This is a genomic window from Marinobacter nauticus ATCC 49840 (assembly GCF_000284615.1).
GTDB classification, from domain to species: domain Bacteria; phylum Pseudomonadota; class Gammaproteobacteria; order Pseudomonadales; family Oleiphilaceae; genus Marinobacter; species Marinobacter nauticus.
Genome location: NC_017067.1, coordinates 2,897,543 through 2,923,037, shown reverse-complemented (window position 1 = coordinate 2,923,037; position 25,495 = coordinate 2,897,543). Strand labels below are relative to the sequence as shown.

The 25,495-nt window shown below is 56.4% G+C and carries 23 protein-coding genes; 10 read left to right on the top strand and 13 right to left on the bottom strand.

The genetic code is table 11. The features are described from left to right. Positions 1-70 precede the first annotated feature (70 nt). A complete protein-coding gene (locus tag MARHY_RS13565; protein ID WP_008170303.1) occupies positions 71-742 on the top strand; it encodes an OmpW/AlkL family protein in 672 nt (223 codons plus the stop codon). Between the two features lie 897 nt (positions 743-1,639). On the opposite strand, the gene MARHY_RS13560 is transcribed toward MARHY_RS13565, so the two are convergent. The 5 genes from MARHY_RS13560 to MARHY_RS13540 form a co-directional block, all read right to left on the bottom strand. Continuing rightward, a complete protein-coding gene (locus tag MARHY_RS13560; RefSeq protein ID WP_008170306.1) occupies positions 1,640-2,665 on the bottom strand; it encodes an IS110 family RNA-guided transposase in 1,026 nt (341 codons plus the stop codon). A gap of 286 nt (positions 2,666-2,951) precedes the next feature. Then, positions 2,952-4,202 (bottom strand): NAD(P)/FAD-dependent oxidoreductase, encoded by a 1,251-nt coding sequence (locus MARHY_RS13555; protein WP_041654915.1) that lies wholly within the window; start codon positions 4,200-4,202, stop codon positions 2,952-2,954. A gap of 88 nt (positions 4,203-4,290) precedes the next feature. Further along, complete coding sequence (locus tag MARHY_RS13550) at positions 4,291-5,928, bottom strand: GMC family oxidoreductase (protein WP_225316732.1); 1,638 nt, start codon at positions 5,926-5,928, stop codon at positions 4,291-4,293. A gap of 17 nt (positions 5,929-5,945) precedes the next feature. Next, the gene (locus MARHY_RS13545) at positions 5,946-7,358 is read right to left on the bottom strand and encodes a cytochrome P450 (protein ID WP_041654913.1); all 1,413 of its coding nucleotides are present in this window, start codon (positions 7,356-7,358) and stop codon (positions 5,946-5,948) included. Between the two features lie 14 nt (positions 7,359-7,372). Beyond that, a complete protein-coding gene (locus MARHY_RS13540; protein ID WP_008170311.1) occupies positions 7,373-7,693 on the bottom strand; it encodes a 2Fe-2S iron-sulfur cluster-binding protein in 321 nt (106 codons plus the stop codon). A gap of 129 nt (positions 7,694-7,822) precedes the next feature. On the opposite strand from MARHY_RS13540, the gene cypR reads away from it, so the two are divergent. Further along, positions 7,823-8,890 carry a transcriptional regulator CypR gene (cypR, locus tag MARHY_RS13535; protein ID WP_014422290.1) on the top strand — a complete coding sequence of 356 codons (1,068 nt, stop codon included), beginning with the start codon at positions 7,823-7,825 and terminating at the stop codon, positions 8,888-8,890. 45 nt (positions 8,891-8,935) lie between these two features. Here the strand turns inward: cypR and MARHY_RS13530 are convergent, their stop codons facing one another. Next, on the bottom strand, positions 8,936-9,550 hold the full coding sequence (locus tag MARHY_RS13530) for a TetR/AcrR family transcriptional regulator (RefSeq protein ID WP_014422289.1): 615 nt from the start codon (positions 9,548-9,550) through the stop codon (positions 8,936-8,938). A gap of 258 nt (positions 9,551-9,808) precedes the next feature. On the opposite strand from MARHY_RS13530, the gene MARHY_RS13525 reads away from it, so the two are divergent. The 5 genes from MARHY_RS13525 to MARHY_RS13505 are packed head-to-tail and all read left to right on the top strand — an operon-like array spanning position 9,809 to position 15,799. Next, positions 9,809-10,294 (top strand): PaaI family thioesterase, encoded by a 486-nt coding sequence (locus tag MARHY_RS13525; protein WP_014422288.1) that lies wholly within the window; start codon positions 9,809-9,811, stop codon positions 10,292-10,294. Further along, entirely contained in the window at positions 10,291-10,782 is a 492-nt protein-coding gene (locus MARHY_RS13520; RefSeq protein WP_014422287.1) for a PaaI family thioesterase, read from the top strand. The genes MARHY_RS13525 and MARHY_RS13520 overlap by 4 nt, the downstream gene beginning before the upstream one ends. Then, a complete protein-coding gene (locus tag MARHY_RS13515) occupies positions 10,772-11,674 on the top strand; it encodes an alpha/beta fold hydrolase (RefSeq protein ID WP_014422286.1) in 903 nt (300 codons plus the stop codon). The genes MARHY_RS13520 and MARHY_RS13515 overlap by 11 nt, the downstream gene beginning before the upstream one ends. 37 nt (positions 11,675-11,711) lie before the next feature. Beyond that, positions 11,712-12,764 (top strand): efflux RND transporter periplasmic adaptor subunit, encoded by a 1,053-nt coding sequence (locus MARHY_RS13510; RefSeq protein ID WP_041654911.1) that lies wholly within the window; start codon positions 11,712-11,714, stop codon positions 12,762-12,764. Further along, positions 12,761-15,799: an efflux RND transporter permease subunit gene (locus MARHY_RS13505; RefSeq protein ID WP_014422284.1), complete on the top strand. Its 3,039-nt coding sequence runs from the start codon at positions 12,761-12,763 to the stop codon at positions 15,797-15,799. The genes MARHY_RS13510 and MARHY_RS13505 overlap by 4 nt, the downstream gene beginning before the upstream one ends. Before the next feature lie 281 nt (positions 15,800-16,080). On the opposite strand, the gene MARHY_RS13500 is transcribed toward MARHY_RS13505, so the two are convergent. The 5 genes from MARHY_RS13500 to MARHY_RS13480 form a co-directional block, all read right to left on the bottom strand. Continuing rightward, on the bottom strand, positions 16,081-17,166 hold the full coding sequence (locus tag MARHY_RS13500) for an aldo/keto reductase (RefSeq protein ID WP_041654908.1): 1,086 nt from the start codon (positions 17,164-17,166) through the stop codon (positions 16,081-16,083). Positions 17,167-17,250: 84 nt separating this feature from the next. Next, entirely contained in the window at positions 17,251-18,057 is an 807-nt protein-coding gene (locus MARHY_RS13495) for a dienelactone hydrolase family protein (protein WP_008170335.1), read from the bottom strand. Positions 18,058-18,135: 78 nt separating this feature from the next. Further along, a complete protein-coding gene (locus MARHY_RS13490) occupies positions 18,136-18,702 on the bottom strand; it encodes a TetR/AcrR family transcriptional regulator (protein ID WP_014422282.1) in 567 nt (188 codons plus the stop codon). A gap of 43 nt (positions 18,703-18,745) precedes the next feature. Next, complete coding sequence (locus tag MARHY_RS13485) at positions 18,746-19,414, bottom strand: cupin domain-containing protein (protein WP_008170339.1); 669 nt, start codon at positions 19,412-19,414, stop codon at positions 18,746-18,748. Between the two features lie 63 nt (positions 19,415-19,477). After that, positions 19,478-20,098, bottom strand: a complete 621-nt coding sequence (locus MARHY_RS13480) for a glutathione S-transferase family protein (RefSeq protein ID WP_041654905.1) — start codon at positions 20,096-20,098, stop codon at positions 19,478-19,480. A 629-nt stretch (positions 20,099-20,727) separates the two neighbouring features. On the opposite strand from MARHY_RS13480, the gene MARHY_RS13470 reads away from it, so the two are divergent. Further along, positions 20,728-21,624 (top strand): hypothetical protein, encoded by an 897-nt coding sequence (locus MARHY_RS13470; protein WP_014422278.1) that lies wholly within the window; start codon positions 20,728-20,730, stop codon positions 21,622-21,624. 181 nt (positions 21,625-21,805) lie between these two features. Here the strand turns inward: MARHY_RS13470 and MARHY_RS13465 are convergent, their stop codons facing one another. Continuing rightward, positions 21,806-22,393, bottom strand: coding sequence for a sterol desaturase family protein (locus MARHY_RS13465; protein ID WP_014422277.1), 588 nt, complete (start codon positions 22,391-22,393; stop codon positions 21,806-21,808). A gap of 321 nt (positions 22,394-22,714) precedes the next feature. Between MARHY_RS13465 and MARHY_RS13460 the strand changes: the two genes are divergently transcribed. Then, entirely contained in the window at positions 22,715-24,271 is a 1,557-nt protein-coding gene (locus MARHY_RS13460; RefSeq protein WP_014422276.1) for a BCCT family transporter, read from the top strand. Here the strand turns inward: MARHY_RS13460 and arfB are convergent. Then, complete coding sequence (gene arfB, locus MARHY_RS13455) at positions 24,268-24,681, bottom strand: alternative ribosome rescue aminoacyl-tRNA hydrolase ArfB (RefSeq protein ID WP_014422275.1); 414 nt, start codon at positions 24,679-24,681, stop codon at positions 24,268-24,270. The two genes, MARHY_RS13460 and arfB, sit on opposite strands and share 4 nt — an antisense overlap. A 96-nt stretch (positions 24,682-24,777) precedes the next feature. Here arfB and MARHY_RS13450 point away from each other — a divergent pair, with 96 nt between their 5' ends. After that, positions 24,778-25,455: an NAD(P)H-binding protein gene (locus MARHY_RS13450; RefSeq protein WP_014422274.1), complete on the top strand. Its 678-nt coding sequence runs from the start codon at positions 24,778-24,780 to the stop codon at positions 25,453-25,455. Positions 25,456-25,495 lie beyond the last annotated feature (40 nt).

The following is a 25,495-nucleotide window of genomic DNA, read 5'->3' as shown; positions in this document are numbered from 1 at the left end:
ATTTGTGTTACGAAAAATTGCAGTTTTACCTAAAGCCAATTTGTTTTAATACCAAAAAGGATAATAAAAAATGAAACCTAAAATAATTAGTAAAGTCTCGTTAGTGGCGTTCCTTTTACTTTCACTTGCTGCGAGCCTGGCCAACGCTCAATCTGAGCCGGTTTACAGTAGAGGCGACTGGGTGGTTGGGCTGAATGCCACTAGAGTTCTAACCGATGAAGATTTGCGATCAGCCTCTGCGGGGAGTGCCCCCGTTCCAAATTCCAACCTGTCTATTAACAACGATACGACCGTATCATTCGACGTGTCGTATTTTCTGAGTAATCAGCTGGCATTTAACATTTTTGGCGGCATTCCCGCTAGTGCGGACCTCCAGGGCGAAGAGTCTCTCTCCGGTCTTTTTCTTGGTCAAACAGATTATGGTCCGGTAATTCTTTCGCTTCAGTATCATGTTTTGACGGGTAGCAACTTCTCTCCGTACTTTGGAGCGGGTGTAGGACGGATTCTCTTTTTAGATGAGAAGGATCGCGCACTAACCGACTTCGACGTCGAAGATACATGGGCCCCTGCGGTTCAGGCTGGTTTTCGCTGGAGGATACACAATAACTGGTCGGCAAATTTTGACGTTAGATATGCACCCTTCGAGGCGGATATCACCGGTAACCTGGGCCCGGCCCCTGTTCAGGCAAAAGTGGAAGTGGACCCCACTATCGTGAGCATCGGTGTTGCATATCGCTTTTAAATGCCAAGTATACCAACCGTCTGCATTTGCTGGTCGCTTTCAGCAACCTGCTGATTGATAAAAACCTGCAGCGTAAGACCAATGCGCCCCTTTTCCGCCAAGATTGCGGAAAAGGGGCAAAAACCAGCGGTTATTCAGATCTTCCTTAGGTATATAGCCCCAGCCTTATGCATCATTTAAAGGTCTCGTATCGTTTAGTCGAGTAGTATATAGCCATCAGGACCGGCACGTCCTTACTATAGAAAACCTTTTCAGTAGTCCCGCAAGTTTCATTTAATCGAGCAAGTGTCTTAACATTAATACCGCTCGTAACTATCGGTTCTTGATGTCCACCATCAATAAGCCGGAATCTTACTGTGTTTGATTTACACACCGCTTGAAGCTTGCAGTCTGAAAAGCCCTGTCTTGGCTGCCACCACCCATCCGCATGAAAAAGCATATGCTCAGATGAACCAAAACAAGAGGTCGACACCGAATGGGCGATGTTGCTTATGAAGGATTGAGTGATCGGAACCTCTACCCATAATGGCCGATAGAGACTTCGCTTTTTCTTTGTGGGTAAAATCAAGTTCATATTTTCGTCGGTAATTGCAAGGTGAGGTTATTAGTGGGACATATAGAGAATTATTTCACCTACATGGACTCCCCCTGCGGTCAAGCAACGCCATTTGAATCCGAAGCGGTTTGAGACTGCGGCTCTACATTCGGCCTCTTTGTGGGCGTTTTTGCCCGGGCCAGGATGATGATGCGTGTGAGCGGGGACCTTATTCGTTAGTCGGCTTCGCTGAGCCGCAGAAATAAACAGGTTCTCCCACTCTCGGTCTGACCGTTCCGTCATCGCTTGCCGTTGCAAGACTCTTCTGGCAGGCTTGTTCTGCCTGTCGTTGGTGCTCGGTTTTAGCCCTCCACAGGCTGTGTCTTAAACTCGGTTTGATTCATGAGTAGTGCCCATATAATCCGGGCGTTCTTGGCCGCCATCGCAACGGCGGCCCGCTTGTATCCACGTCGTTCCACCAGGTCTTTGGCCCAGTCACTGAGTCGATCATTCTTATCCGGTAATTTTGCAATCACTGCCCGGGTGCCATGGATCAGCAGCGTTCGCAGGTATTTGTCCCCGCGCTTGGTGATTCGGCCAAGTCGCACCTTGCCACCGGTCGAGTATTGTCGGGGCACCAGACCCAACCATGCGGCAAAGTGTCGCCCACTTTTGAACTGTCTGGGGTCAGGCGCACTGGCCAGCAGGGCTGTTGCGGTCTGTGGTCCGATACCCGGTATGGCCATAAGGCGCTTGGCCTGCTCATCGCTCCGGGCCATCGCTTCGACCTCCCGATCGTAAGCCAGGATTTCTTCATCGAGCTGTCGAATGCGTTGGTTGATGTTGTTGATTAAGCGGCGAGCGAGCATGGGTAAGTCGTTTTCGGCATCCTCCAGGATTTCGGGAACCCGGCGCCGTGCGGCGTAACGGCCCTGGGGAATGATCAGTCCGAACTCGGCCAGCAGCCCACGAATCTGATTGATCTGCGCGGTGCGTTCTTTGGTCAGTCCACGGCGAATACGATGCAGGCACAGTACGGCTTGCTGGTCTTCGGTCTTGATTGGAACAAACCGCATATTCGGCCGACCTACTGCCTCACAGATGGCCTCGGCATCGTTGTCGTCGTTCTTGCTGCTCTTGCGATAGGGCGCGACAAACCGGGGTGCAATGATTCGGACATCGTGGCCGAGTTTGGTCATTTCCCGAGCCCAATGGTGGGCACCCGAGCAGGCTTCCATGCCAATCAGGCAGGGTGGGAGCTGAGCGATATAAGGCAACAGCTTGGGCCGGTTCAGTCGTTTGCGAACCACGACCTTGCCGTGTTGATCGGTGCCATGAATACTGAACACAGTTTTCGCCAGATCGATGCCAATGGTTGTAACATTCATGATGACTCCTCCTGCTTTTGATTGAAGATGTCAGACACCTTCAATGTGGCACATCGATGCCGTGGGAGCAGGGGGAGTCCATATCATTCGCTATGGTGCTCTCGGTTTACCAGAGCAACAGTAATGTGTCTGGCTACGGGAAATTCCGCCGGTTGTGGCTCACGCATCCTTTGCGCTCACTGAAAGCTGTCGGTCGTAGGATATGATATCCATAGGCCGTATGAGTTGTGCATTGCTTTCGCAATTTTGGGCAAACTAAGGGCACAGCTCTACTCGGTCGTCAATTTCAATTTATGGACTGACCGCTCACCAAGGACTTCAGTTCAATATCCGGATCCTTCAACATTTCAGGATTGACCTGCCTGCGTTGTTGAACGAGGGTCTTGCCGACCATAAAAGCGATGGGCAGGTTGACCGCATCAACAGCAATGACACAGCCATCGCGGAGATAGAACACCGCAAATCCCTTGTCTTCCGGGCTTCCGCGCAGCACACGCTGATCATGATATTGCGACAACCCCACCATCTGCAGACGCACGTCATACTGGTTCGACCAGAACCATGGAGCGCTATTATAGGGTTTCTTCTCGCCCATCAGGGTTGCCGCCACTGTCCGGGCCTGATCAACCGCGTTGGCGACAGATTCAAGGCGCTGCATCTTCTCGAAGAAAAGATTCCGGTGGCGGGTACAGTCGCCGATCGCCAGGATGGCTGGATCTTCTGTGCGGGTAAACTCGTCAACAATAATGCCGTCATCACAGGGCAGGCCGGCGGCCTCAGCCAGCGCGGTTTCCGGCACAACACCCACTGAAACGAGCACGATGTCGGCCGGTACAGTGCCGCCGCTCGCCAATGTCACGCCAGCCACATGCCCCTGATCGCTAGCTTCGAAACCGGTTACCGCCGTGTTCAGGCGTAGATCCACGCCAGCGTTACTGTGTTTGGTGTAAAAAAACTCCGACATTTCCGGGCCTGTTACACGCTGCATAAGACGCTCGGCCGCTTCCAGTACCGTGACATCAACGCTTTTTTTGGTAGCGCTGGCTGCCACTTCAAGGCCAATGTAACCACCACCCACGATGACCAAGCGTTTCCCCGGAACCAGTTGTTCACGCAGGGCATCCGAGTCAGCTATGTCATGTAGGTAATGAATGCCCTTCAAGTCAGCCCCGGGTGCGTTCAGGCGTCGAACGTGTGACCCCGTGGCCAGGACCAGTCGATCGTATTTCAATGTGCTCTGGTCCGACAAACTGATGGTCTTGTTGTCCCGATCAATTTGTTCGGCACGTACACCGAGCCGCAACTGATGGCCGGCGTTCTCGTACACCGAGCGCGGCTTGAGGTACAGCGACTCCTGATCCACCTCGCCTGCCAGGTAGTTCTTGGACAGGGGCGGCCGCTGATAGGGTGGATGTGGCTCTTCGCCCACCAGGACCACCTCATGTTGATATTTCTTTTGCAGCAAGGTTGTCAGGAGCGCACCTGCTGCGTGCCCGCCGCCAACGATGACTGTCGTCTCTTTCTGTTGGTTTGCCATAGCCTGTCTCTTTCTACTGTTCTTTGGAATCAGATTGATCAGAAGTCCAGATGCCAACTGAGCCCTGTGACGCCCGCGCGCGCGGAGCTCAGCCGACCATCTCCCCGGCATCCTCAAGTATCATCGCGGCACCTTTCTCGCCGATCATGGTTGCCGGCTGATTGGTGTTTCCGCCGACCAGCGTCGGCATGATGGAGGCATCGACCACCCGCAGGCATTGCAGGCCATGCACGCGCAGGCGCGGATCGACCACCGCCATCGGATCAACACCCATCTTGCAGGTGCCAACCGGGTGGTACGCTGATTCACCGCTGCGCCGTACCCATGCGGCGAGATCGTCGTCATTCTGCAGCGCCGGCCCGGGCAAGACCTCAACCTCGTGGTGCGGGGCAAACGCCGCCTGCGCCAGGATCTTGCGCACCAGGTGGACACCGCGCACCAGTCGCTCGACATCGGCGGACTCGGCCATGTAGTTGGGGTCGATCAGCGGCGCGGCAAACGGGTCGGCACTGTGCAGACCGACGCGCCCGCGCGACGACGGCCTAAGCCCGTAGATCATCACCGCGTAGCCATAACCGCTCATCGCGGTCTTCAGGTCTCGCCCGTGATCGTCGTACAGCATTGGCGCGAAGTGCAGCTGCAGGTCGGGTACCGGCTCCTCGGGCCGGGAGCGGATGAACCCGCCGGCCTCGGCGCCGTTGCTCGACAGCACGCCCCGCCGACCGCTCAGATACGTCAAAGCGCCCCACAGCCCCTTGAGCCAGTAGCTCGGATGCATCGAGATGCTTTGGCGGCTGCGGGCGCTGACGCGCACGAACACGTCGATATGATCCTGGAGATTCTGCCCGACGCCCTCCAACGCATGGCGCAGTTCTATGCCATGCCGGGACAGCTCCTCCCGCGGACCGATCCCGGACAGCATCAGCAGTTGCGGCGAGTTGAACGCGCCGCCGCAGAGCACAACTTCGCGCCCGGCACGAACCTGCGTCAGCCCCTTTGTATCGCGGTATTCGACACCGGTGGCGCGGGTGTCTTCGAGTAGCACCCGGGTGACATACGCGCCGCTGCAAACCGTCAGGTTGGAACGCGCCGTGGCGGGTTCGAGATAGGCCCGCGCGTTGCTACAGCGTGTGCCGTCTTTCTGGTAGGCGTAGTAGAAGCCCACGCCCTCCTGCTCACTGCCGTTGAAATCTGTATTGAGCCGGTACTTTGCCTGGGTCGCCGCCTCGACAAACGCCGTGCTCAGCGGATTGGTATAGCGGCGCTCGGCAACGTTCAGCGGACCACCCTGACCATGAAATTCTGCCTCATTCGGCGTAAGTTTGGGCTCGAAATGTTCCGATCGGCGGAAGTAGGGCAACACCTCGGCGTATGACCACCCTTTGCACCCCAGCCGTGCCCACTCGTCGTAGTCCCGGGCATGCCCGCGAATATAGACCTGCGCGTTCATGCCGCTGGAACCGCCAAGCATCTTGCCCCGCGGCTGAAAAAGCGCCCGGTCGTGCATGTGACGCTGCGGTTCGGTATTGAACTGCCAGTTGTAGCGGCGGCTGAACATTAGCTGCAGGAAACCCAGCGGCATGTTCACGAAAGGGTTGCGGCGGCTCTCCGGACCGGCTTCAAGCAGCAGCACAGAATGGCGACCGCTCTCCGACAGGCGGCTGGCGACAGCACATCCGGCCGAGCCCGCGCCAACCACGACATAGTCAAATTGTTCGGTCGTCATCCTGGTTAGCCTGTTCATTAACTTTTTGGTGTCAGCTGGACCATCAGCTCCGAATAGCCCCGCACGAAGTTGGACTGCACGCGCTCCGGCTCGCCGACGACTTCGATCTTGTCAAAGCGTTTGAGAATCTCTTCCCATAGGATACGCAGTTGCAATTCGGCCAGGCGGTTGCCCATGCAACGGTGAACACCGTAGCCAAATGACATATGGTTTCGTGCGTCCTTGCGATCGATAATGAAGTGATCGGGGTCTTCGAACTTGCGCTCGTCACGGTTGCCCGAGGCGTACCACATCACAACGCGATCGCCCTTTTTGATGGTCTGGCCGCCCAGCTCAACATCTTGCTTGGCGACTCGGCGCATATAGGCCAGCGGCGTTTGCCAGCGGATGATTTCCGACACCATGTTCGGAATCAGTTCCGGTTTTGCCTTCAGTTTTTCGAGCTCCTTTGGGAATTCGTTCATGGCCACCAGGCCACCACTCATTGAGTTGCGAGTGGTATCATTGCCGCCAACGATAAGCAGCGTCAGATTGCCGATAAACTCCATCGGGCGATTGATCAGATCTTTGGTGTCGTCGTTGCTCTGTAGCAGGCTGATCAAATCGAAACCGGGCTCTTCGCCCGCCGCGCGGCGCGCTTCCTTATCCCTCCAGAGCCTGGAGAAGGACCAGGCCATGTCAGCCGCGTCGTCAAACATGATCTCTTCATCGGCATACTCGCCGCCGGTTGCCGATGCTGCCCCGGCCATCCGATCCGACCACTCAACCAGCTTGTGACGTTCCTCGTAAGGAAAATCCAGAAGGGTTGCGAGCATGCGACCGGTGAGTTCCTTCGATACAGTGGGCACCCAGTTGAAGGGCTGGCCCAGAGGCAAGCTGTCAAGCACATCGCCGGTACGCGATCGGATCAGCTCCTCCATTTCCTTCAGGTTCTTTGGTGCCACCACGCCTTGAACCGAGCTGCGCTGCACATCGTGTTTTGGCGGATCCATGGCTATGAACATTTCCACCGACAGCCCCTCTGGAGGGTCACCCAGAATGATTTGCGGCTCGGCGGAAAACAGGTCGTGACTCTTATCCACGAACATGATGTCTTCAAAGCGAGTCACCGACCAGAAGGGGCCGAAGGGGCTGTTCTTCTGGTAATGGACCGGAGCCTCATCACGCAACCGTTTGAAATAGGCGCGCCACTGATCCTGCCGATATAAAAACGGATTGCTGACATCGATGTCCTCAAGGGCCAGCGTGTTAACGTCCGGGATGGCTGATTCAACAAATTCGGGCACGGGCCGGCGTGGGCCGAAGGCCTTCTTCTTGGCGCCCATTAACAGTTTCAGCCCCTGGATCTGCCTGTGCATCGGCACCACCCTGGAGGTAGCATTAATCACTCGGGACTGAATGTCGTCAAATGTTTTGGACAGTGTTGGCATGCGTCCTCCTATGTTCACATCTGGAACTCGGGTAAATGCACGGTCATGCCGTCCATTTCATCAGTAATGACCACCTGGCAGCCCAGGCGCGAAGTGCTTGCCCGCTCCGGGGTCATTGACAGCATTTGCTCTTCCTCACCACCAGGCGTACCTGTCTTTCTGAACCAATCGTCCGAGACGATCACGTGGCAGGTACCACAGGCACACTCTCCCCCACAATCCCCGTCAATACCGGGAATCAGATTGTCAACGGCGATTTGCATTACCGAGGAACCAGCTTTGAATTCAGCAACATGTTCAGTTTGATCATGTTCTATAAAAGTAATCTTGCCCATTATTGTTCTCCTGCCAGTAGTGTTCAGTAATAGATATTGTCTGTCTGACGACACTCCTGTCAGGTCATTTCTTGACAAGCTGAGGTCATTTAAAGACAAAATGACGATCATTTAGGACGGGGAAGATCGATGATGACGACGCAGAAGACGGGTGATTTGCAAAAATCCGGTCCCGGTATTCCATCGAATTACTCACGGCTCATTGCACGTGAGCTCGATTTAACAGCCAAACAACTGCCACGTCTGCTGCTCGGCACCGGGCTTGGTGTGACGCAATTCCTGAGCGAGGAAAGCCTGCTTACCGCAGCGCAGCAGGTGCGGATTCTGCGCAACGCACTGGATTTGTCCGGCCAGCCGGAATTAGGGTTATGGCTAGGCAAGCGACTGACCCCGGCAACCCATGGTGCGATGGGATTCGTGGCCTACAGCAGCCCCGACTTTCTCACTGCGCTGCAAGCGATTCATACTTTTCTGCCCACGCGCGCGAGCTTCATCCAACTGCATTTGCGGCAAGTCAACGAGCGCCTGGAATGTATTCTGGACTACCAGGAGTCGCTGGACGATGACATACAGCGGTGCCTGTCGGATGCGATGGTTAAGGCCCTTTTTGAATTTGGCGAGTTTATAATTGGTCGCCCTTTGCATGAGGCTGAAATATGCTTCGCTCATCCTGAACCCCCGTATCAGGCAATGTATGCCGATTTTTTGCCCGGGCAGATTCGCTTTGATTGCGACCAGTTAAAACTTACGTTGCCGATGTCGTTGTGTCAGGAACCGAATGCCTCCGCCAATCACGAAAACTATCGTCTGGCCTTGCAACAGTGTGAATCGATGCTTGCGCAACTTCAGTCGGATAAACCGAGCTATCAGACCCAGCTGAAGATGATGATGTTGTCCCGACCGCCCGGAACGCTCAGTGAAGACGAAGCAGCAGCCTCGTTGTTCATGAGCAAACGCACCCTGGCACGCAAACTCAAACAGGAACGCAGCGGTTTTCGGAAAGTTCGCGACGAGATTCTGTCCCAGCAGACAGCGACCTACTTGCGTGACAGCCAGCTGTCAATCGAGGCCATTGCCGCGTTGATGAACTATCACGACAGTGCCAATTTCAGACGCGCCTTCAAGCGCTGGTTTGACCAGTCGCCTGAGCAGTTCAGGCAAAATGTCAGATCACAAACCGTGCATCCGCATGATTAGCGATCATAAACAGAGGCTACTTGCTTGCGTTTGTGAAGCCAGAACCTATGCCTGCCCCCCTTTATTGATCACACCGTCCATAGCGATCTGCCAGATCAAGTCGCCAATGGTGTCGAGTGAATGAGCCCCGTTCGGGTCGAACCAGGTTGCAACCCAGTTGAGCGCCCCAAGGCCGATCAGGCGAAGCAGGCGGCCATCAATATTCTTGCGGACCACGCCCTGCGCAATCATTGTTTCGAGGATACCGGCCCACAGGGACTCGTACTGGTCACGCAGTTCGATGATTTCCTCGCGAGCCTCCGGGCCCAGCGCCCGCCATTCAAACAGCAGCACGTAAACCGCGTCCGAATCGACCAACAGGGCTCGCAGATGCGCGTTGATACAAAGACGTAAACGCTCAACCGGGTCATCCGAACTGGCGTAAGCCGACTCGACCTCTGCGGTAACCAGGTCCACCCCCCGGCGCATCAGCTCGACAAGCAGCGCTTCCTTGCTGTTGTAACGATAATACAGACTTCCGGGCAGCATATTGCAGGCCTCGGCAATCTCCTTGAGCGACGTCCTTTCAAAGCCTTTCTCACGAAAAAGCCTGGCTGCGTTAGACAAAACGTCGCCCTGGTCGCCCAGTTTGCTTGGAGGAGCCATCTGTCTGTTAACCATCGCTTAAGTATCTCCTCAGCAAGCCAGTTCGTTATTCATCAGAGCGGCCACCACCTGACTTGTTACACTGATCGTACGCCATTGCACGGGTGGCGTGCCATTTGCCTCAACAGATTCTTGACTTTTGGTTGGTTAACCAACCAAAATCCAGCAACAATGTTATTCGGAAGAAACTGACATGGCAATGACATATGACAATCAGCTGTTTCCCGCCACTTCCGCCCCTGTGCGAAATGCAAACCGGGGTGGGCAGATCTGATGACGGAGTCGAACAGAGCTCAGCACAGTGACGCTGTGACGACGGCGTGGCAGTTCACCGAACAGGTTCCCCACGGCAGGGATCTGGGTATGCAGGTTGTCTCTGTGAACGGAAACCAGGTCTGCATGCGCCTGACCCCACAGCCGTGGATGTTCGCCGAAGAGGATACAAAAGAAATCTGCACCAGCGTGCTCTACTCGCTGGCCGACTCCGCCGGAGGCTTGGCGGTATTCGCGGGGGCCCTGGAGTTGATGCCCATTGCCACGCTGGATCTGCGCATGGATTATCTGCGGCCCGCCATCGGCGACCGTGCCCTCTTGGCGGTGGCCACCTGTCGTCATTTAACGGACGAGGTCGCGTTCATCCATTGCGACATCCTCAGCGAGAGCGATAGTGCACTGTTAGCGACGGCAAACGCCACCTTCATGCGCAACACCCAGGGCCAGCGATTCCAGGCCGGTGGACGAAAAAAGGAGGGCGCATGAGCACGACTGGCGATTCGGCACAACCCATCTCAGGCCCTACCGAAAGCGGGAAAGAATGTTCCGACTGGCAGGCTCTGCTGGAGCGCATTCCCTACGCACGGCACCTTGGGCTTGAGGTTCAACGCGACGATGTAGGTCTAGTGGTTCATATGCCGTGTCGTGAAGCGCTCATTGGCAACTTTATGCTACCCGCCCTCCATGGCGGCGTGCTTGGCGCCCTGATCGAACTCACCGCGCGGGTCGCTGCGCAAAGCCAGGATACCGACAAACGTTGCCCACGCATTCTCGACAGCCACATTAACTACCTCCGTTCCGCGCAGGCCCGATCGACGTTCGCCAGCGCCGAAATTGTTCGACAAGGCAGGCGGAGCAGCCTGGTCCGGGTGACCTGCTGGCAGGGCGATAAGCGCAAACCGATCGCCAGCGGTCAGGTTCAGTTGTTGCTCCCGACAGTGGCGGCCAAAGAAGCAGATCTTCATGAACAATAAGCACAACAACCCTGAACGCGACCAATTCCAGGCGCCGGATGGCGCGGAGATCGCACTGTGGCGCTGGCCGCAATCCAAAGCGCGCCCCACGGTGCACTGGGCGCATGCAACGGGTTTCCATGGCCGCCTGTACCGCCCCCTCCTTGATGGGCTTGCCACGGACGTCAATGTCCTGGCCTGGGACATGCGGGGGCACGGGGCCAGCGCCGGTGCGGCGAACTTTTCGACATTCCGGGGCTGGGAAACCTACTATCGCGACATGACCGCTCTGCTGGGTAGCCTGGACGAGCCGGTCTGGCTCGCCGGCCATTCTATCGGTGCCACCACCAGCATCATGGCCGCTGCCCGACGGCCAGACAAAGTGCTGGGCCTGATTCTGGCGGAACCGGTGATCATGGATCCGGGGCAGGGCCTGAAGTTGTGGCTGGCCAAGCTGCTACGCCAGTCACATCGGTTGTCACTGGCCGCCGGAGCCGCCCGTCGGCGCCGGGTATTCGACTCGCACGCTGCTGCGCTGGACAACTATCGGGGCCGCGGTGGCTTCAAGACCTGGCCCGATGCATGGCTGGAGGCCTACATCCAACACGCTTTTCTGCCGCAGGACGATCAAGTTCGCCTGGCGTGTGCGCCGGAGTGGGAGAGCACCACCTTTGCCCATACCGAACACAACCCCTGGCCCGGTATTCGTCAGTTGCGGTGCCCGGTTATCGCGCTGGCGGCGGAACGCGGGTCAACCTTCTCGCCGGCGGCGCAAAAACGTCTGCAGACCTTGTTGCCCTCGGCTGACGTGAGGGTTCTTGAGGGTACGACTCATTTTCTGCCCATGGAACAGAAGGAAGCCGTTCGCGATGCCATCCTGCAACTTGCTTTGTCCAGACACCGCGAGAACTGATACCCACACCTTGATTTTGCCAATCGGGACACCTGCCATGCGCTGTATGCTGACACTGTTTATCTCGCTGCTCATTCTGTCTGGTTGTCAGCAGTCTTCGGAACCGCCCCCAGAGGCCCGCGCCCCTATCCCCTGGGTAAAAACAGTTGAACTAAAGGACGCCGGCCCAACAGCGCACAGATTTTCAGGAACCCTGCGAGGCCGCCACGAAGTTCCTCAGGCCTTTCAGATCGCCGGTCGGATTCAACATCGTTACATTGATGCCGGTCAACGCGTGGAAAAAGGCGACTTACTGTTCAAACTCGATACACGAGACCTTGTAGCAACGGCGGAGGGAGCCGCCGCGGATCTGAAGCGTGCAGAAGCGGCCCTGGCAATTACCACCAATGAGCTCCAGCGCCAACAGCAACTTGTGGGGCGTCAGTTTGTCAGCGAACAAACCCTGCAACGCCTTGAATTGGCAGAGCGTGAGGCGCGCAGCCAGGTGCAAACGGCTTCTGCACGCAATCAGCAGGCTCAGAATGCCCTGGGGTATGCGGAACTGAAAGCCGCCCATGCAGGCGTGGTCACTGAGGTCAACGTTGAACCCGGTCAGGTTGTGGGTGTCGGACAAACCCTTGCCGTTCTGGCCGAAGATCAATCGCTGGAAGTGGAAGTTTTTTTACCAGAGGGCAGTAACCCGGCCAGGCGTGGTTATGTTCCTTTGCCCAATGGCGAACAGCTAGCTGTAAGCCTGAGAGAAATTGCCGGGGCTGCCGACCGCGCAAGCCGGAGCTGGCGTGCCCGATACAGCCTGGAGGGGCCCTACCCCTCGTCTTTAACCCTGGGGTCGGTGGTGAGTGTGCGGTTAGCGCAGAAGCAAACCGCCCCCAGCCATCGCGTACCGCTGGGTGCCCTGGATGAGAGAGGGCAAACGCCGCAGATCTGGTTGGTTTCCGACGGCACGGTAACGCCCCTGGCGGTCGATGTTATCGATCTGGGTGAGGAGTATGCGAAGATCAAGGTCGACATCAAGGCGGGAACGCCCATCGTCGCGCTGGGGACACACCTACTCACGCCTGGCATGGCGGTGCGGGAGCTGGCTCAATGAGCTTACCGAATCTTTCCGCGCTGGCAGTGCGCGAGCGTTCGGTCACCCTCTTTTTTCTTTTGCTGTCCGTTGTTACCGGTTTCTACGCGTTCTCGTCCCTGGGTCGGGCGGAAGACCCTGCGTTCACCGTCCGGGCGATGGTGGTCTCGGTAGCCTGGCCAGGAGCAACCCCCGAGGTGCTGCAGAATCAGGTCGTGGATCGTCTGGAAAAGCAAATTCAGGAGGTGGCGTATACCGATACCATTGAAACAACCATTCGGCCCGGGCAGGCCGCCATGCTTATCCGATTCCAGGATTCGACGCCCAGCGAAAAAGTGCCGGACCTCTTTTATCAAGTCCGCAAACGCATGCTCGATGAGAAGCCCAATCTGCCCCGGGGTGTGATCGGCCCCATCGTCAACGATGATTTCGCGGATGTGTATTTCTCCCTGCTGGCGCTGACGGCACCCGGGATGCCAATGCGTGAACTGACCCGAGAGGCAGAATCGATACGGGATCGCTTGCAACGGCTGCCCGGCTTGCAAAAAGCACAGCTCCTGGCGGAGCGTCCTGAGCGGGTGTATCTCGAATTTGATCAGGACCGGCTCAACAACCTCGGTTTGTCGGCAGAAGAGGTGTTGCAGGCGATAGAGGCCAACAACCGTCTTCAGCCTCTTGGCTTTGTTGATCTTGCCGGCCCGCGGGTTTATGTCCGCAGCAACATCGACCTGTCTGACCTTGAGCGCCTCACCTCAGTACCTCTGCGTATCGGAGACCAGCTTATCACCGTGTCTGATCTGGCCGAGGTGCGTTTAGGTTATGAAGATCCTTTGAGCTACATCGTCCGCTCCAACGGTGAGGATGCGATCCTGTTAGGTGTCGTCATGCGCGCGGGTGAAAATGGCCTGGAGTTTGGTGAGCGGCTGCGCGAGTTTGTCAGTGCCGAACAGGGCAGGCTGCCGCTGGGAATGTCAATACAGACCCTGACCGATCAGGCGGAAGCCATCACTCAGGCGGTTGATCTTTTTCAGGTCAAGTTTCTGGTTGCGTTGGTCGTGGTGATGGGGGTCAGCATACTGGCGATCGGTCTGCGCGCGGGTTTGGTGGTGGGTATTGCGATTCCCGTGACTCTCGGCCTGACTTTCTTATTGATGAAAATGGCAGGCATTAACCTTGATCGCATCACCCTGGGTGCGTTGATTATCGCACTAGGCCTGTTAGTGGACGATGCGATCATCGCCATTGAAATGATGATTGTGAAGATGGAGAGCGGCTGGGACCGGGTACGGGCAGCCAGTCATGCCTGGAGCGTAACCGCCGCGCCCATGCTGTTTGGAACGCTGGTGACGGTGGCCGGATTTGTTCCCATCGGATTTGCCCAGTCCGGGGTGGGAGAATACACCGGCAACATCTTCTGGGTGCTGGCTTTTTCGTTGTTGATTTCCTGGGTGGTGGCGGTAACCTTTACGCCTTATCTGGGCGTCAAGCTCTTGCCCGATTACACCGGGCATACGGGCCAGGACCTATACCAAAGCGCGTTTTATCAGCGGTTGCGCGGGGTGATCACAGCGTGTGTACAGTACCGGAAAACCGTTGTTTTGATAACAGTGGGTTTGCTGGCGATCAGTGCTTTCGGTATGGCAACCCAGGTGCAGAAGCAATTTTTTCCCAGTTCTGATCGCCCCGAAGTTCTGATCAGTGTCTATGCTCCGCAGGGGAGCGCTATTGCCACCACGGATCAAAGTGTCAGACGCCTGGAAGCGATTCTGATGGACATGCCGGAGGTGAAAAGCCTTTCTGCTTACATCGGTGCCGGTGCGCCCCGATTCTTCGTATCGGCCAACCCCGAGCAGCCGGACCCGGCATTTGCCAAGTTGATTGCCATTGGGCAGGACGTTGAAGGGCGCGATCGCATCATCTCGGCGCTGGAAACCAGAATCGCGGCGGGTGAATTTCCGGAGGCACGAGTGCGGGTGACGCGTTTGCTGTACGGTCCCCCGGTGGTCTGGCCGGTCAGTTTTCGTGTGCTGGGTCCGGAATCCGATCAACTCAGAGAGATCGCGCACCAGATCCGCACTCTCATGACCGGGCATCCGAATATCGTCATGCCGCATCTCGAATGGGATGAGCGCGTGCCCACTCTCTATCTTGATATGGACCCGCAAAACCTGGGTTGGATGGGCCTGACCCCGGCGGAAGTTGCCCGGCAACTGCAGTTCCAACTCCGCGGAGTGGCCGTCACCGAACTACGTCAGGGCATAAGGAGTGTTCAACTGGTGGCGCGTAATGCCCGTGGCGAAGTGATCATGCCGGAAGATCTTGAAATCAAAACCCGCGACGACCGCAAACTTTCCGTACAGCAACTGGGCAAGTGGCAGGTTCGTTACGAGGACCCCGTCATAAAGCGTTACAACCGTGACCCCTTCCTGGCCGTTCAGGCCGATGTAGAAGGTGCCCAGCCACCGGATGTTACCAAGGAGATATGGAGTGCGATGACGGGCCTGCGCGAACAGTTGACGGAGGGTTACCGTATTGAAATCGGCGGTACGGTGGAACAATCAGCCAAAGCCAATGCTTCAATCCAGACATTACAACCGGTGATGTTGGCGTTGATGCTGATCTTTATCATGCTTCAGATGCGTTCCTTTATCGGCACATTGACTGTTCTTGCCACCGCGCCACTGGGGCTGATTGGGGCTGTGCTGGCTCTGCTGCTGTTTAATCAACCCTTTGGCTTTACCGCGCTGCTGGGGCTGATTGGCCTGGGCGGCATCCTGATGCGAAACACCATGATTCTGACGCAGCAGGTGCAGGACAACTTCAAAGCGGGGATGGCTGCGAGAGAAGCCGTTGTCGAGGCGGCAGTGCAACGTTCCCGCCCCGTGGTGCTCACCGCTCTGGCGGCCGTTCTGGCGTTTGTTCCTCTGACCTTTGACCTGTTCTGGGGGCCGCTGGCTTATGTGCTTATAGGTGGCGTAGCAGTGGGCACTCTGATCACGCTATTGTTTGTCCCGGCGCTTTATGCCCTTTGGTTTCGCTTACAGATAAAAGATTGAGGTAGGTTTGAATGAGCGCCAATTTTGTTAGCAATTACAACTCACTTAAGTCTTCCAGGAAGGTGATTGAGTTCTGAAATAACCCTTACACACGACCTGTTTTGCCGACAACACCAGAACCGGTAAAGTCAGGTGTTGAAGCAGCCAGGAGAGTCGTCGAAGTGGCCAGTAGGCACGGACGTCTACGTTTTGACAGCATTAACGGTTTTTCCAGCATAGCGGCTGCGCCGTCGGGGCGCAGCACGATGTGAAGGTTGGGTTGGGTTGGGTCGGTTTTGGAATCAGGACTCGGTAGAGTTTCGGTACCCGGCCATCATTGCCATCATCCAGCCCGGGTACTCCTCGGGCAGGCGGCTGACTTCATCCAGGGCTACCAGTTCATCGTCGGACAAGCGGATTTGGGCCGCGCGGATATTGTCCCTGAGCTGCTCGGGCCGCTTGGCGCCAACGATGATGCTGGTCACAGGCTTCTGGTGTAGCAGCCATGACAGGGCAATCTGTGCCACATTGACCGGTTCGCCGTCGATCTGTTTGCCATCGGCAATCTCCCGCATAACCTTGATGACTTCGCTGCCCCGCTCGCGGTTGACGGGTGGAAAGTCAAACTTGGCGCGCCGGTTTTCTTCGGAAACGTCCGGCCCCTCGTATTTACCGGACAGGTAACCCCCGGCCAGTGGGCTCCACACCATCAGACCAACGTTCTCAGATTTCAGCATCGGAATAATATCCCGCTCCAGATCGCGACCTACGAGGGTGTAGTAGGCTTGCATGGATATGATCGGGCACAGGTTGCGGGCCCGGGTGATGCCGATGGCTTTCATCACTTGCCAGGCGGCCCAGTTGGACAGGCCCACGTAACGCACATGGCCTTGCTGCACCAGGGTGTTCAGTGCCTCCAGAGTTTCCTCGATCGGCGTGGCCGGGTCAAAACCGTGGATCTGGTACAGGTCAATATAATCCGTTTGCAGGCGCGCCAGGCTCGCCTTGCATTCGCTCATTATATGGCCGCGGGAAGCACCACGGGCATTGGGGCTTGCGCCCATGGGGCCGAGCACCTTGGTCGCCAGCACCACATCTTCGCGGCGAACGCCGAGATTCTTCAGGGACTGGCCGACGATGCGCTCACTGGCGCCGAAACCATAGATGTTGGCGGTATCGATAAAGTTGACCCCCGCCTCCAGGGCGATCTTCACGAGTTCGTCGGCCTGTTCCTGCTGCAACTGGCCGATCAGGCCCCAGATGTCCTCATCGCCGCCGAAGGTCATGGTGCCCAGGCACAGTTCGGATACGAACAGCCCCGAGTTGCCCAGCGACTTGTAGCCTGGACGATTGTCTCCATCGAACAGTGGTAAACTCTCAGTTGCCATGTTGCACCTCATCATGCTTTTCGGTTGGTGTTCCAGAATTCACTGTAAATACTGCCGGTTTCGGTTTGTTTGCACTCGCTTGTGTTACTGGGTGAAGATGGCCTTGTAGAAACGCATGGTGCCATCCCAGGAACGGCTGGCAGCCTCTTCATCATAACCAACCGGCATGCCGAACTCCTCGGCGATCTTGTCGGCGCCTGGGTTGGTGAATGAGTGCAGTACTCCGGGAAAGCTCACCAGTGTCAGGTCGACTTCGGCATCCTGCATCTCCTTGACCAGGCCCGCGACCTGATCCGAGGGGACCAGCTTGTCGGCACCGCCGGTGTACACCTGGATCCTGGCTTTCACGGACTCGGGTTCAGCCGTGAGGGGGCTGCCGAGCGCGCCGTGGAAGCTGACAACGCCGTCCAGATCGACGCCCATGCGCGCCATGTTGAGAACCACGGCGCCGCCAAAACAATAACCCTGTGCCGCAATTCGGGACGCATCAACACTTTCGTGGTTCTTCAGGATGTCCATCGCCTTCATGAAGCGCGCCTTGACCTGACTCATGTCCCGAGTGGCTTCCTGCATGAACTTCTGGGCGGTATCGGGATGGTCGGCTTGTTTGCCAGAGCCATACATATCCAGCGCAAACGCCGTATAGCCGGCCGAGGCAAGTCGTTCTGCCTGATTCCGGGCAAATTCATTGTGCCCCCACCATTCATGGACCACCAGAACCCCCGGACGCTTTTGCCCGAATTCATCATCCCAGGCCATGTAGCCGGTGAAGGTCTCGTCGCCGACTTGATACTCGATGGTTCTGGTTTGCGTTTCTGCCAGTACCTGCGTACTTGCAACAGTGAGTGACAGCGTGGCTGCTGCCAGTGCTGTTTTCAGGGTGCTCATCATCTGTTTGCTCCTTTTCGCTCGTTATGAGTCAATTTGCGTAGCGATTCTGTACATCAAAGCGCGATTCCTGTCCCGTCGTTACTGGCAGCGGGCGCGCAGCAGTCGCGTTGCGGCATCAAACACGGCGAGGTCTTCTTCGGTGCGCGCGGCAAGGTGGGCCCCTTCCAGCATCGCCAGGGTCGCCTGCGCTTCATCGGCGGCACCCAGGATGGCCGAGACGGATCCATCCCTTTGTCCCAGTTCAAACGTTGCCGTAATCCACTGCAGAACCATTGCGCGAACGGCGCCGACTCTGGCAATAACGGTGTCGGACAGGCTTTCGCGGCAGGTCGAAAAGGCAACGCACAGACACACGGTCTGGCCATCATGCAACGCCCCGCGGTACAGGGCAATGAGTGCCTTGAGGCGCGCGCCAGCGCTGGCATGGGCTGCGTCTATCTCGGTCAGACCCTGCTGCAGACTGGTCTGATAGCGCTCGATCAAGGCTTCGGAGAGCTTCGCCTTGGTGGGGAAATGATAATGGATCGAGGCCTTTCGAATGCCGATGGCCTCGGCCAGATCCGCGTAGCTGAACCCGTCAAAGCCCCGTGACCGGACGGTGTGCTCGGCAAGATCCATCAGGGCTGTTCTGGTATCACGGTTCATGGTTGTTCACCTGTCTGCCTTTTCAATCCCGCTATTGCCGGGCTTATACCCTCGGTGCCCCGGCAAATCGCAGGTGCCCCGTTTTCATCCAGATCTTGGCGCCGTCGTCCCCGGCCGTCACGGACAACCTGTGTCCTTCAGGGAGGCGCAGCCAGTCATGCCTGGCCAGCACCTCGCCATCCCTGATAGCCGAACCTTCGACCACCAGCAGTTCGATTCCGCCGGGCGCCTCAGAGGTCAGTGTCGCCCCCGCATCGAGCTGGCTGTAGGTCACGATCTCACGATCGTCCTCATGCAGCTTTGCGGTGGCAACGCCGCCCACTGGGGCGCCCAGCTCGGCCTCCATATTCTTGCTGAACTGGGTGCGGTCGGCCAGGTCGAACTGCCACAGTTTCACAAATATCGTACAGCCCGTTTCAGAGCCCGGAATATGTGACGTGGTTGGGGGGTTGCGCACGTAGGTGCCAGCAGGGAAGTCACCGTGCTCGTCCTGGAACACGCCATCGAGTACGATGAATTCTTCTCCACCGGTATGGGTATGCGCCGAGAAATGACTGCCCGGCGCATAACGCACGATGGTCGTGGCGCGGGCAACTTCGTCCCCGATCCGGTCCAGCATGCGCCGCTCCACCCCTTTCATGGGCGAGGGCTGCCATTCAATCTGGTCGGAATGCATAACCACCGGTTTGGAGAAATCTGCATTAATCTCCATGATATTCCTCCCTTTTGTGCCCTTCATGTTTTCAGCGCTTGCATTAAATCCGAAGGTTTCGGATTACCCGGCAATTGAAGGACGGGCTGCGACTTTTGCGCGCCAGGCCTGGAGATTGGTCAGAGACTCGGGAATGTCAACCTTCGCGAAATCCGCAAACCCCAGGCCGGCAAAGGCGGTGATGTCTGCGACCGAGAAGCTGTCGCCTGCGAGAAACTCGTTGTCCGCCAGAACGCTGTCAAGGTAGGCCATGGTTGCGCTGGCAATTTCTTTCTGTTTATTACCCCACTCAGCGCATTGCCAGGTTTCCAGATCCGGACCAAGCCCCGGGGTCGCGTGGTGGAAATAGGCACCCACGGCGTTCATCAGACCGTTTTCTGCCCGCAGATTCATCATTGCGATACGGGCACGCTCCGCTGGGGTTGTACCCATAAGGGACGGACCATCAAAGACGCCGTCGATATATTCGGTGATGGCATTGCACTGGGCGATGCAGGTGCCGTCGTCAAGTTCCAGCATGGGCACGGTGGCATCCGGGTTTTTCGTCTTGAACGCCTCGGAACGGTGCTCGCCGCCCATGACATCGACCGGGACGAATTCCACCTGGTTTGTTGCGCCTTTTTCTGCCAGAGCGATGCGAACGCGGAGCGGGTTCGGGAAGCCTTCGATATCGTAGATTTTCATTGATTGCCTCTGTTGGTCATTAAACATGCGCCAATTAATCTACCTATTAGTAGGTAGATGTGCAAGAGGCAATTTGATTGTTCTGCTTTTCTTTGCGCTGTTGACAAGACATTCCAAACGCCAAGAACAGCCCGGACCTTCTTGCAGTACATAGCCAAACCAAAAAGCCAGCTTCTCAGTTAGACGATTTGATAAATATCGAAGTGTTTTTGTTGAAAGAAGCGTGTGCGAAAGAGCAGCCGTGAATGTTCGCTTATGTTTAGGTTCGGACAATTTATGATTGCACTACCAAAAAAGACGATGAAATAGACGGTTCAACGGTTGTTAGACAAAGGTGCGTAACTTCACTCCGAGAGGGTTGCATTCCGCGAGGTCCGGGTTCGCTTTAATGCGGGTCCCCATGATGTAGTCGAACCAGGGACGGGCCATTGTTGGCTTTGATTGGAAACGATGTGCTGTTTCGGTCTGCGGGACGGTGATCCAGCTTTTTGGTTCAATGGTCAATGTCCTACAAGGAAGCAGGACAATATTGGGCATTGCTAAACGGCAGGTTTTGTTAACGTCCGCCCCCTTGGACGGGCCATCTACATGGTCGACATTCCTGGAAAACACATTAAGGACTTCCTGCTGTGAGCACCCCAACCGATACTTCTTATGACACCCCTGTTATCCCGAGAAAAGTTCCGGCCGGCCCACCACTGAACTGGATTTCGGCGGCGGTGCGACTGCTGCGCAGTAACTGGGGCGTGATTCTGCCCGCCTATCTGCTGGTGTTTCTTGTTCCGGCGCTGATTCAATATGGTGCGATGGAGATGATTTCCGGTGGCAGTGTCTTTGGCACCGTGGTGCTGGTGATTGTCAGCATTTTCGTAACGCTGCTACTCAACGCCGGTATGGTGGCTCTGTTCCACAGCGCAGCCGAGGCGACTCCCCGGTTTACCCAGGTGTTTTCCGGCTTCAGCGGGCACACGATCATTCATACTTTCCTGATGGTAGTGATGATGATTGTCGTCGGCATTGTACTGTCCGTTATTGGCTACGTGATCGCAAGTATTGCCGATTTTTCGTTTTCATCTGTTAGCCGCTATGGCATGGGTGGTTTCATGGATGATGGCTTCGGGCCCTCAGCAGGTATTGCTGCGATTCTGCTCATGTTCATTGCAGTGCTTGGCGCGCTGGTTCTGTTCGGTGCGTTGTTCTTCTATGCAATCCCGTTGATTGTGGTTGCCAGACAGGGGGCTTTAGAGGCTGTTCGTAATAGCCTGCGCGCGTGCTTCAAGAACTTGTTTGTACTGCTTTTCTTTGCTGTAAACGCGATGGTTGTTACTCAACTGGTACTGTTCCCCACGTTCGCAATTGGTGCTTCAACCGCATCGGTTGTTGGCATGACGGTGATTACAATTATCGTGTCATTTGTCTGGGGTGCGGTTCTCGCGGGCGCGTATTATCTTTCGTTCCGGGATATTCTTTTGGGCAAAGGTGATACCGAATCAGGCAACGATATCGAAGCCACTGTTCCCGCCTGAAGCGACCAAAAAACAAGCTATTGGTGGGTGTGCCAACACCCACCCAACCTGGCGAAGCGCCCATCTGTTCAGATTGATCATTTTACCTGCGCTTTCCGCCAGGGCCTGCCACTGCACGCTTTGCACTGCCTATCCTGTCGTTGCCAACAACGTTATCCACAGATTCTGTGGGCAAAACCAATCAGCCCTGTAGGTTCATCCGTAGCTGTGGAAAACACTTGTTCAAAAACCGGTTCATGGGGTTCTCGATGATCGAGGGCAGGTTGATACCCAAAGGGTTGGACTCGGCAAGCTCCGGATTTGCTTTGATACGGGTCCCCATGATGTAGTCGAACCAGGGACGGGTGACGCACCAGTTGGCGTCCTGATTGGTGTTCATATGGTGATCGTAATGCCAGGGAATGGCCTTCTTTCCCCACTCGGGTTCCAGGTGAGAGCGCCGGTGCACATAGAAGTACCGGCCGGCCGCATAGTAGGTGCCCAGTGTAAAAAACGGGGCTACCGGTAGTGCCATAGAGGTAACCGCAGTGAGCGCAAGCAGTGAGGTGACTTCGTTCCGGGTACGCCAGTTGGACAGCCCTTCTTCATAGCCTTCGTCGCGGTAATCCGTGGTGCGTACGATCTTGTGGTGCTGCCAGTGGCTTTTCATGGACTTCGGTACCGGGCTGTATCTGGGTTTTCCCGGCCGTGGGGTCCCGTGGAGGATGTATTTATGGGCATACCATTCAACGCCGTTGGCAAAAATCAGGGCGACCGGAAAGCCAATCATGAATCACCTCTTTCAGAGAGTGGCTGAGTTTTCATCGTGCCATAGCCGCCTCGAATTTCTGTGCTCATTTGCGTCAGCTTGTCAGGCCCCGTTGGCGGAATCGGACAACCTGATCAAATTGCCTCCAACATTGGGCGCCCCAGGGATGACGAGGGTCGGGCGAACCTATCCTGAGACTTCGCACAGAGTTATCCACAGATTCTGTGGGCAAACCGCTGAGTGATCCGCAGCCGTGCAGGTTCGTAATTCCCCGTAGTTGGGTGCAATCGCTTGAGAGTTCCGGTAGTGTCGCGCCCTTTTTGCCGCAAGGACCCATTCCCAATGACCGCCGAGACTATCCCTAAACCCAAGGCAAGCGAGAGCGTCTGGAGCGACAGTGATCCCGTTGTGCTGGTTCTGACCATTGGCTTTATTCTGCTGTTTGTTGGTGCTTCTGTTGTCGATGCCGATTACGTGGCTGACCTGATTGGTCACGGTTTTTCGTGGACCGCAAAATATCTTGGTTCTTTTTTCCAGCTGCTCCTGCTGCTCACGTTTTTTGTGGCGGTTGCCACGGGCGTAAGCGGGGCCGGTCGGGCCAGGATTGGAGGGCTGGATGAGCCGGAGATTGGCCGGTTCCGCTGGCTATCGATGATCATGTGTACGTTGCTGGCCGGTGGTGGAGTCTTCTTCGCAGCTGGTGAGCCGGTCTATCATTTTGTGGTCACCCCGCCGGCATTTGACACCGAGGCCGCATCCCCTGCCGCCGTTGCACCTGCGCTAGCCCAGTCATTTATGCACTGGGGGTTTCTCGCCTGGGCTGTACTTGGTTCATTAACGGCCATCGTGCTCTCGCGCGCGCATTACTCCCAAGGGCAGCCGCTGCAGCCACGTACGCTGCTTTATCCCGTTTTAGGTGAATGCGTCGTCCGCGGGCGCCTGGGCGGAGTCGTGGATGCTGCCTGCGTGATCGCCGTGGTTGCCGGCACCGTGGGCCCGATCGGCTTTCTGGCGACACAGATGAGCTTTGGCTTGCATGAGCTTTTTGGTGTCTCCGATGATTATGGCACCCAGCTCATGGTTCTGACCGTGCTGGCCGGGGTATACATGACATCCGCAATGACCGGACTGCATCGGGGTATCCAGCTGCTCAGTCGTTTCAACGTCATCCTGGCGCTGGTCATCGCCGGCGTTATATTTGTGTTTGGCCCAACGCTATTCCTTACGGATGTCTACGTGCAATCCATGGGGCAGTATCTGGGCTCGTTTTTCTCCATGGCCACGATGACAGCACAAACGGCGCCCGATTGGTGGATGAAGTGGTGGACGGTGTTTTTCTTTGCCTGGTTTATTGGCTATACCCCCTTGATGGCAGTGTTTGTATCGAGAATCTCACGGGGTAGAACCGTCCGTGAAACCACCATGGCGGTCGCCATACTGGCACCCATCGCTACGACCATCTGGTTCACGTTGCTGGGTGGATCCGGCATCTATCATCAGCTGTCTGGCACGTTTGATTTGACCGACGCCCTCAACAGCTTTCAGTTTGATGTCGCCACATTGACGGTTGCGCAGGCACTGCCGGGAGGCACCTGGATGGCGGCCGCCATCCTGTTGTTGACCACTATCTTTGTGGCGACAACCGGAGATTCGATGAGCTACTCCATTGCGATGGTTGGGGCTGGCCATGACGAGCCGCAACCCTGGATTCGGGTTTTCTGGGGTGGCGCCATGGCACTGATGGCCGCGATTCTTCTCTATATGGGTGCCGGTCAGATTGGCGTGTTGCAACAGTTCATTGTCATCACAGCCATTCCGGTGTCGTTGATTATTCTCCCTTCTCTGTGGACCGGTCCCCGGGCCGCCGCAGCCCTGGCGAAAGAGCAGGGGCTGACTTAGGTTTTTACTTTTCCCCTCAGGGATTTGATCTCCCCACGGCGGGTTTTGTTATCCACACGCCGCCGTTGGGAGGATTTCGTAGGCCGTGTTGGCCGGCGGGCTTTTTGCGGCTTTATTGCCTCCTGAATGAGAGTCTTGAGTCGGTTCAGCGCGTCCTCTTTGTTCTGCTCAAACGTGCGGAAAGACTGCCCCTTGATCACAATCACGCCGTCTTTACTGATGCGCTGGTCGGACAATGCCATCAAACGTTCTTTGTAAAACGGCGGCAGGGTGGAATGCAGGACGTCGAACCGGAGGTGAACGGCAGAGGCAACCTTATTCACATTCTGGCCGCCTGCCCCCTGGGACCGTATCTGCGTAATCTGGATTTCCCAGTCTGCCAGTTCGACGGCATTGGATAATTTCAGCATAGTGGCACGTGTTGAGAGCTCGGATTCGGGTGTTTACGAGTATCATCCTACGCAATCCGGCAACCAATCAGAAGCGATGAACACAGGGGACACTGAATGAAAGTGATGGTTTTAGGCGCTACCGGCCTGACCGGAGGCATGGTGGTGGAGAAACTCCTCCAGCAGCCGGAGATATCAACTGTGATCGCTCCGGTTCGCCGGCCGATGGTCGTGGAAAATCCGAAACTGGAGCAGCGCTTCATGGATTTTGATGCGATGGAGGCTCAGCCTGACGCTTTCCAGGTGGATGTCCTGATCTGTTGCCTTGGAACAACCCTGAAAAAGGCAGGCTCCAGAGAAGCCTTTCGCAAGGTCGATCATGACTATGCATTGAAGGCAGCTCAGATGGCCCGTAACGCCGGTGCACGGGCATTGATTCTGATGTCGGCCATCGGAGCATCGTCGCAATCCCCGGTTTTCTACAATCGAGTCAAAGGAGAGCTTGAGGACAATGTCCGGGCGCTGAAATTTCCTTATCTTGCGATTTACCACCCGAGCCTGTTGCTGGGGCCGCGCAAGGAGGCTCGAACGGCCGAGGCTCTTGGTGTGGCCGTCATGCCGGTTGCGAATCGGGCGTTGATCGGGCCACTGAGAAAATATCGGGCGATTGAAGCGGAAGCCGTCGCGTCGGCCATGGTCAACGAGCTCGAGACCATTAGCGGAATCACTTCGGGCGGTGCAGTGGTGAGAGTGTGGGAGTACGACGATATCTTAACGATGGGCAATCGTCGCTAATGCTGTCCTTCACCTGATGTAAAATCCGGGTCACTGTTCC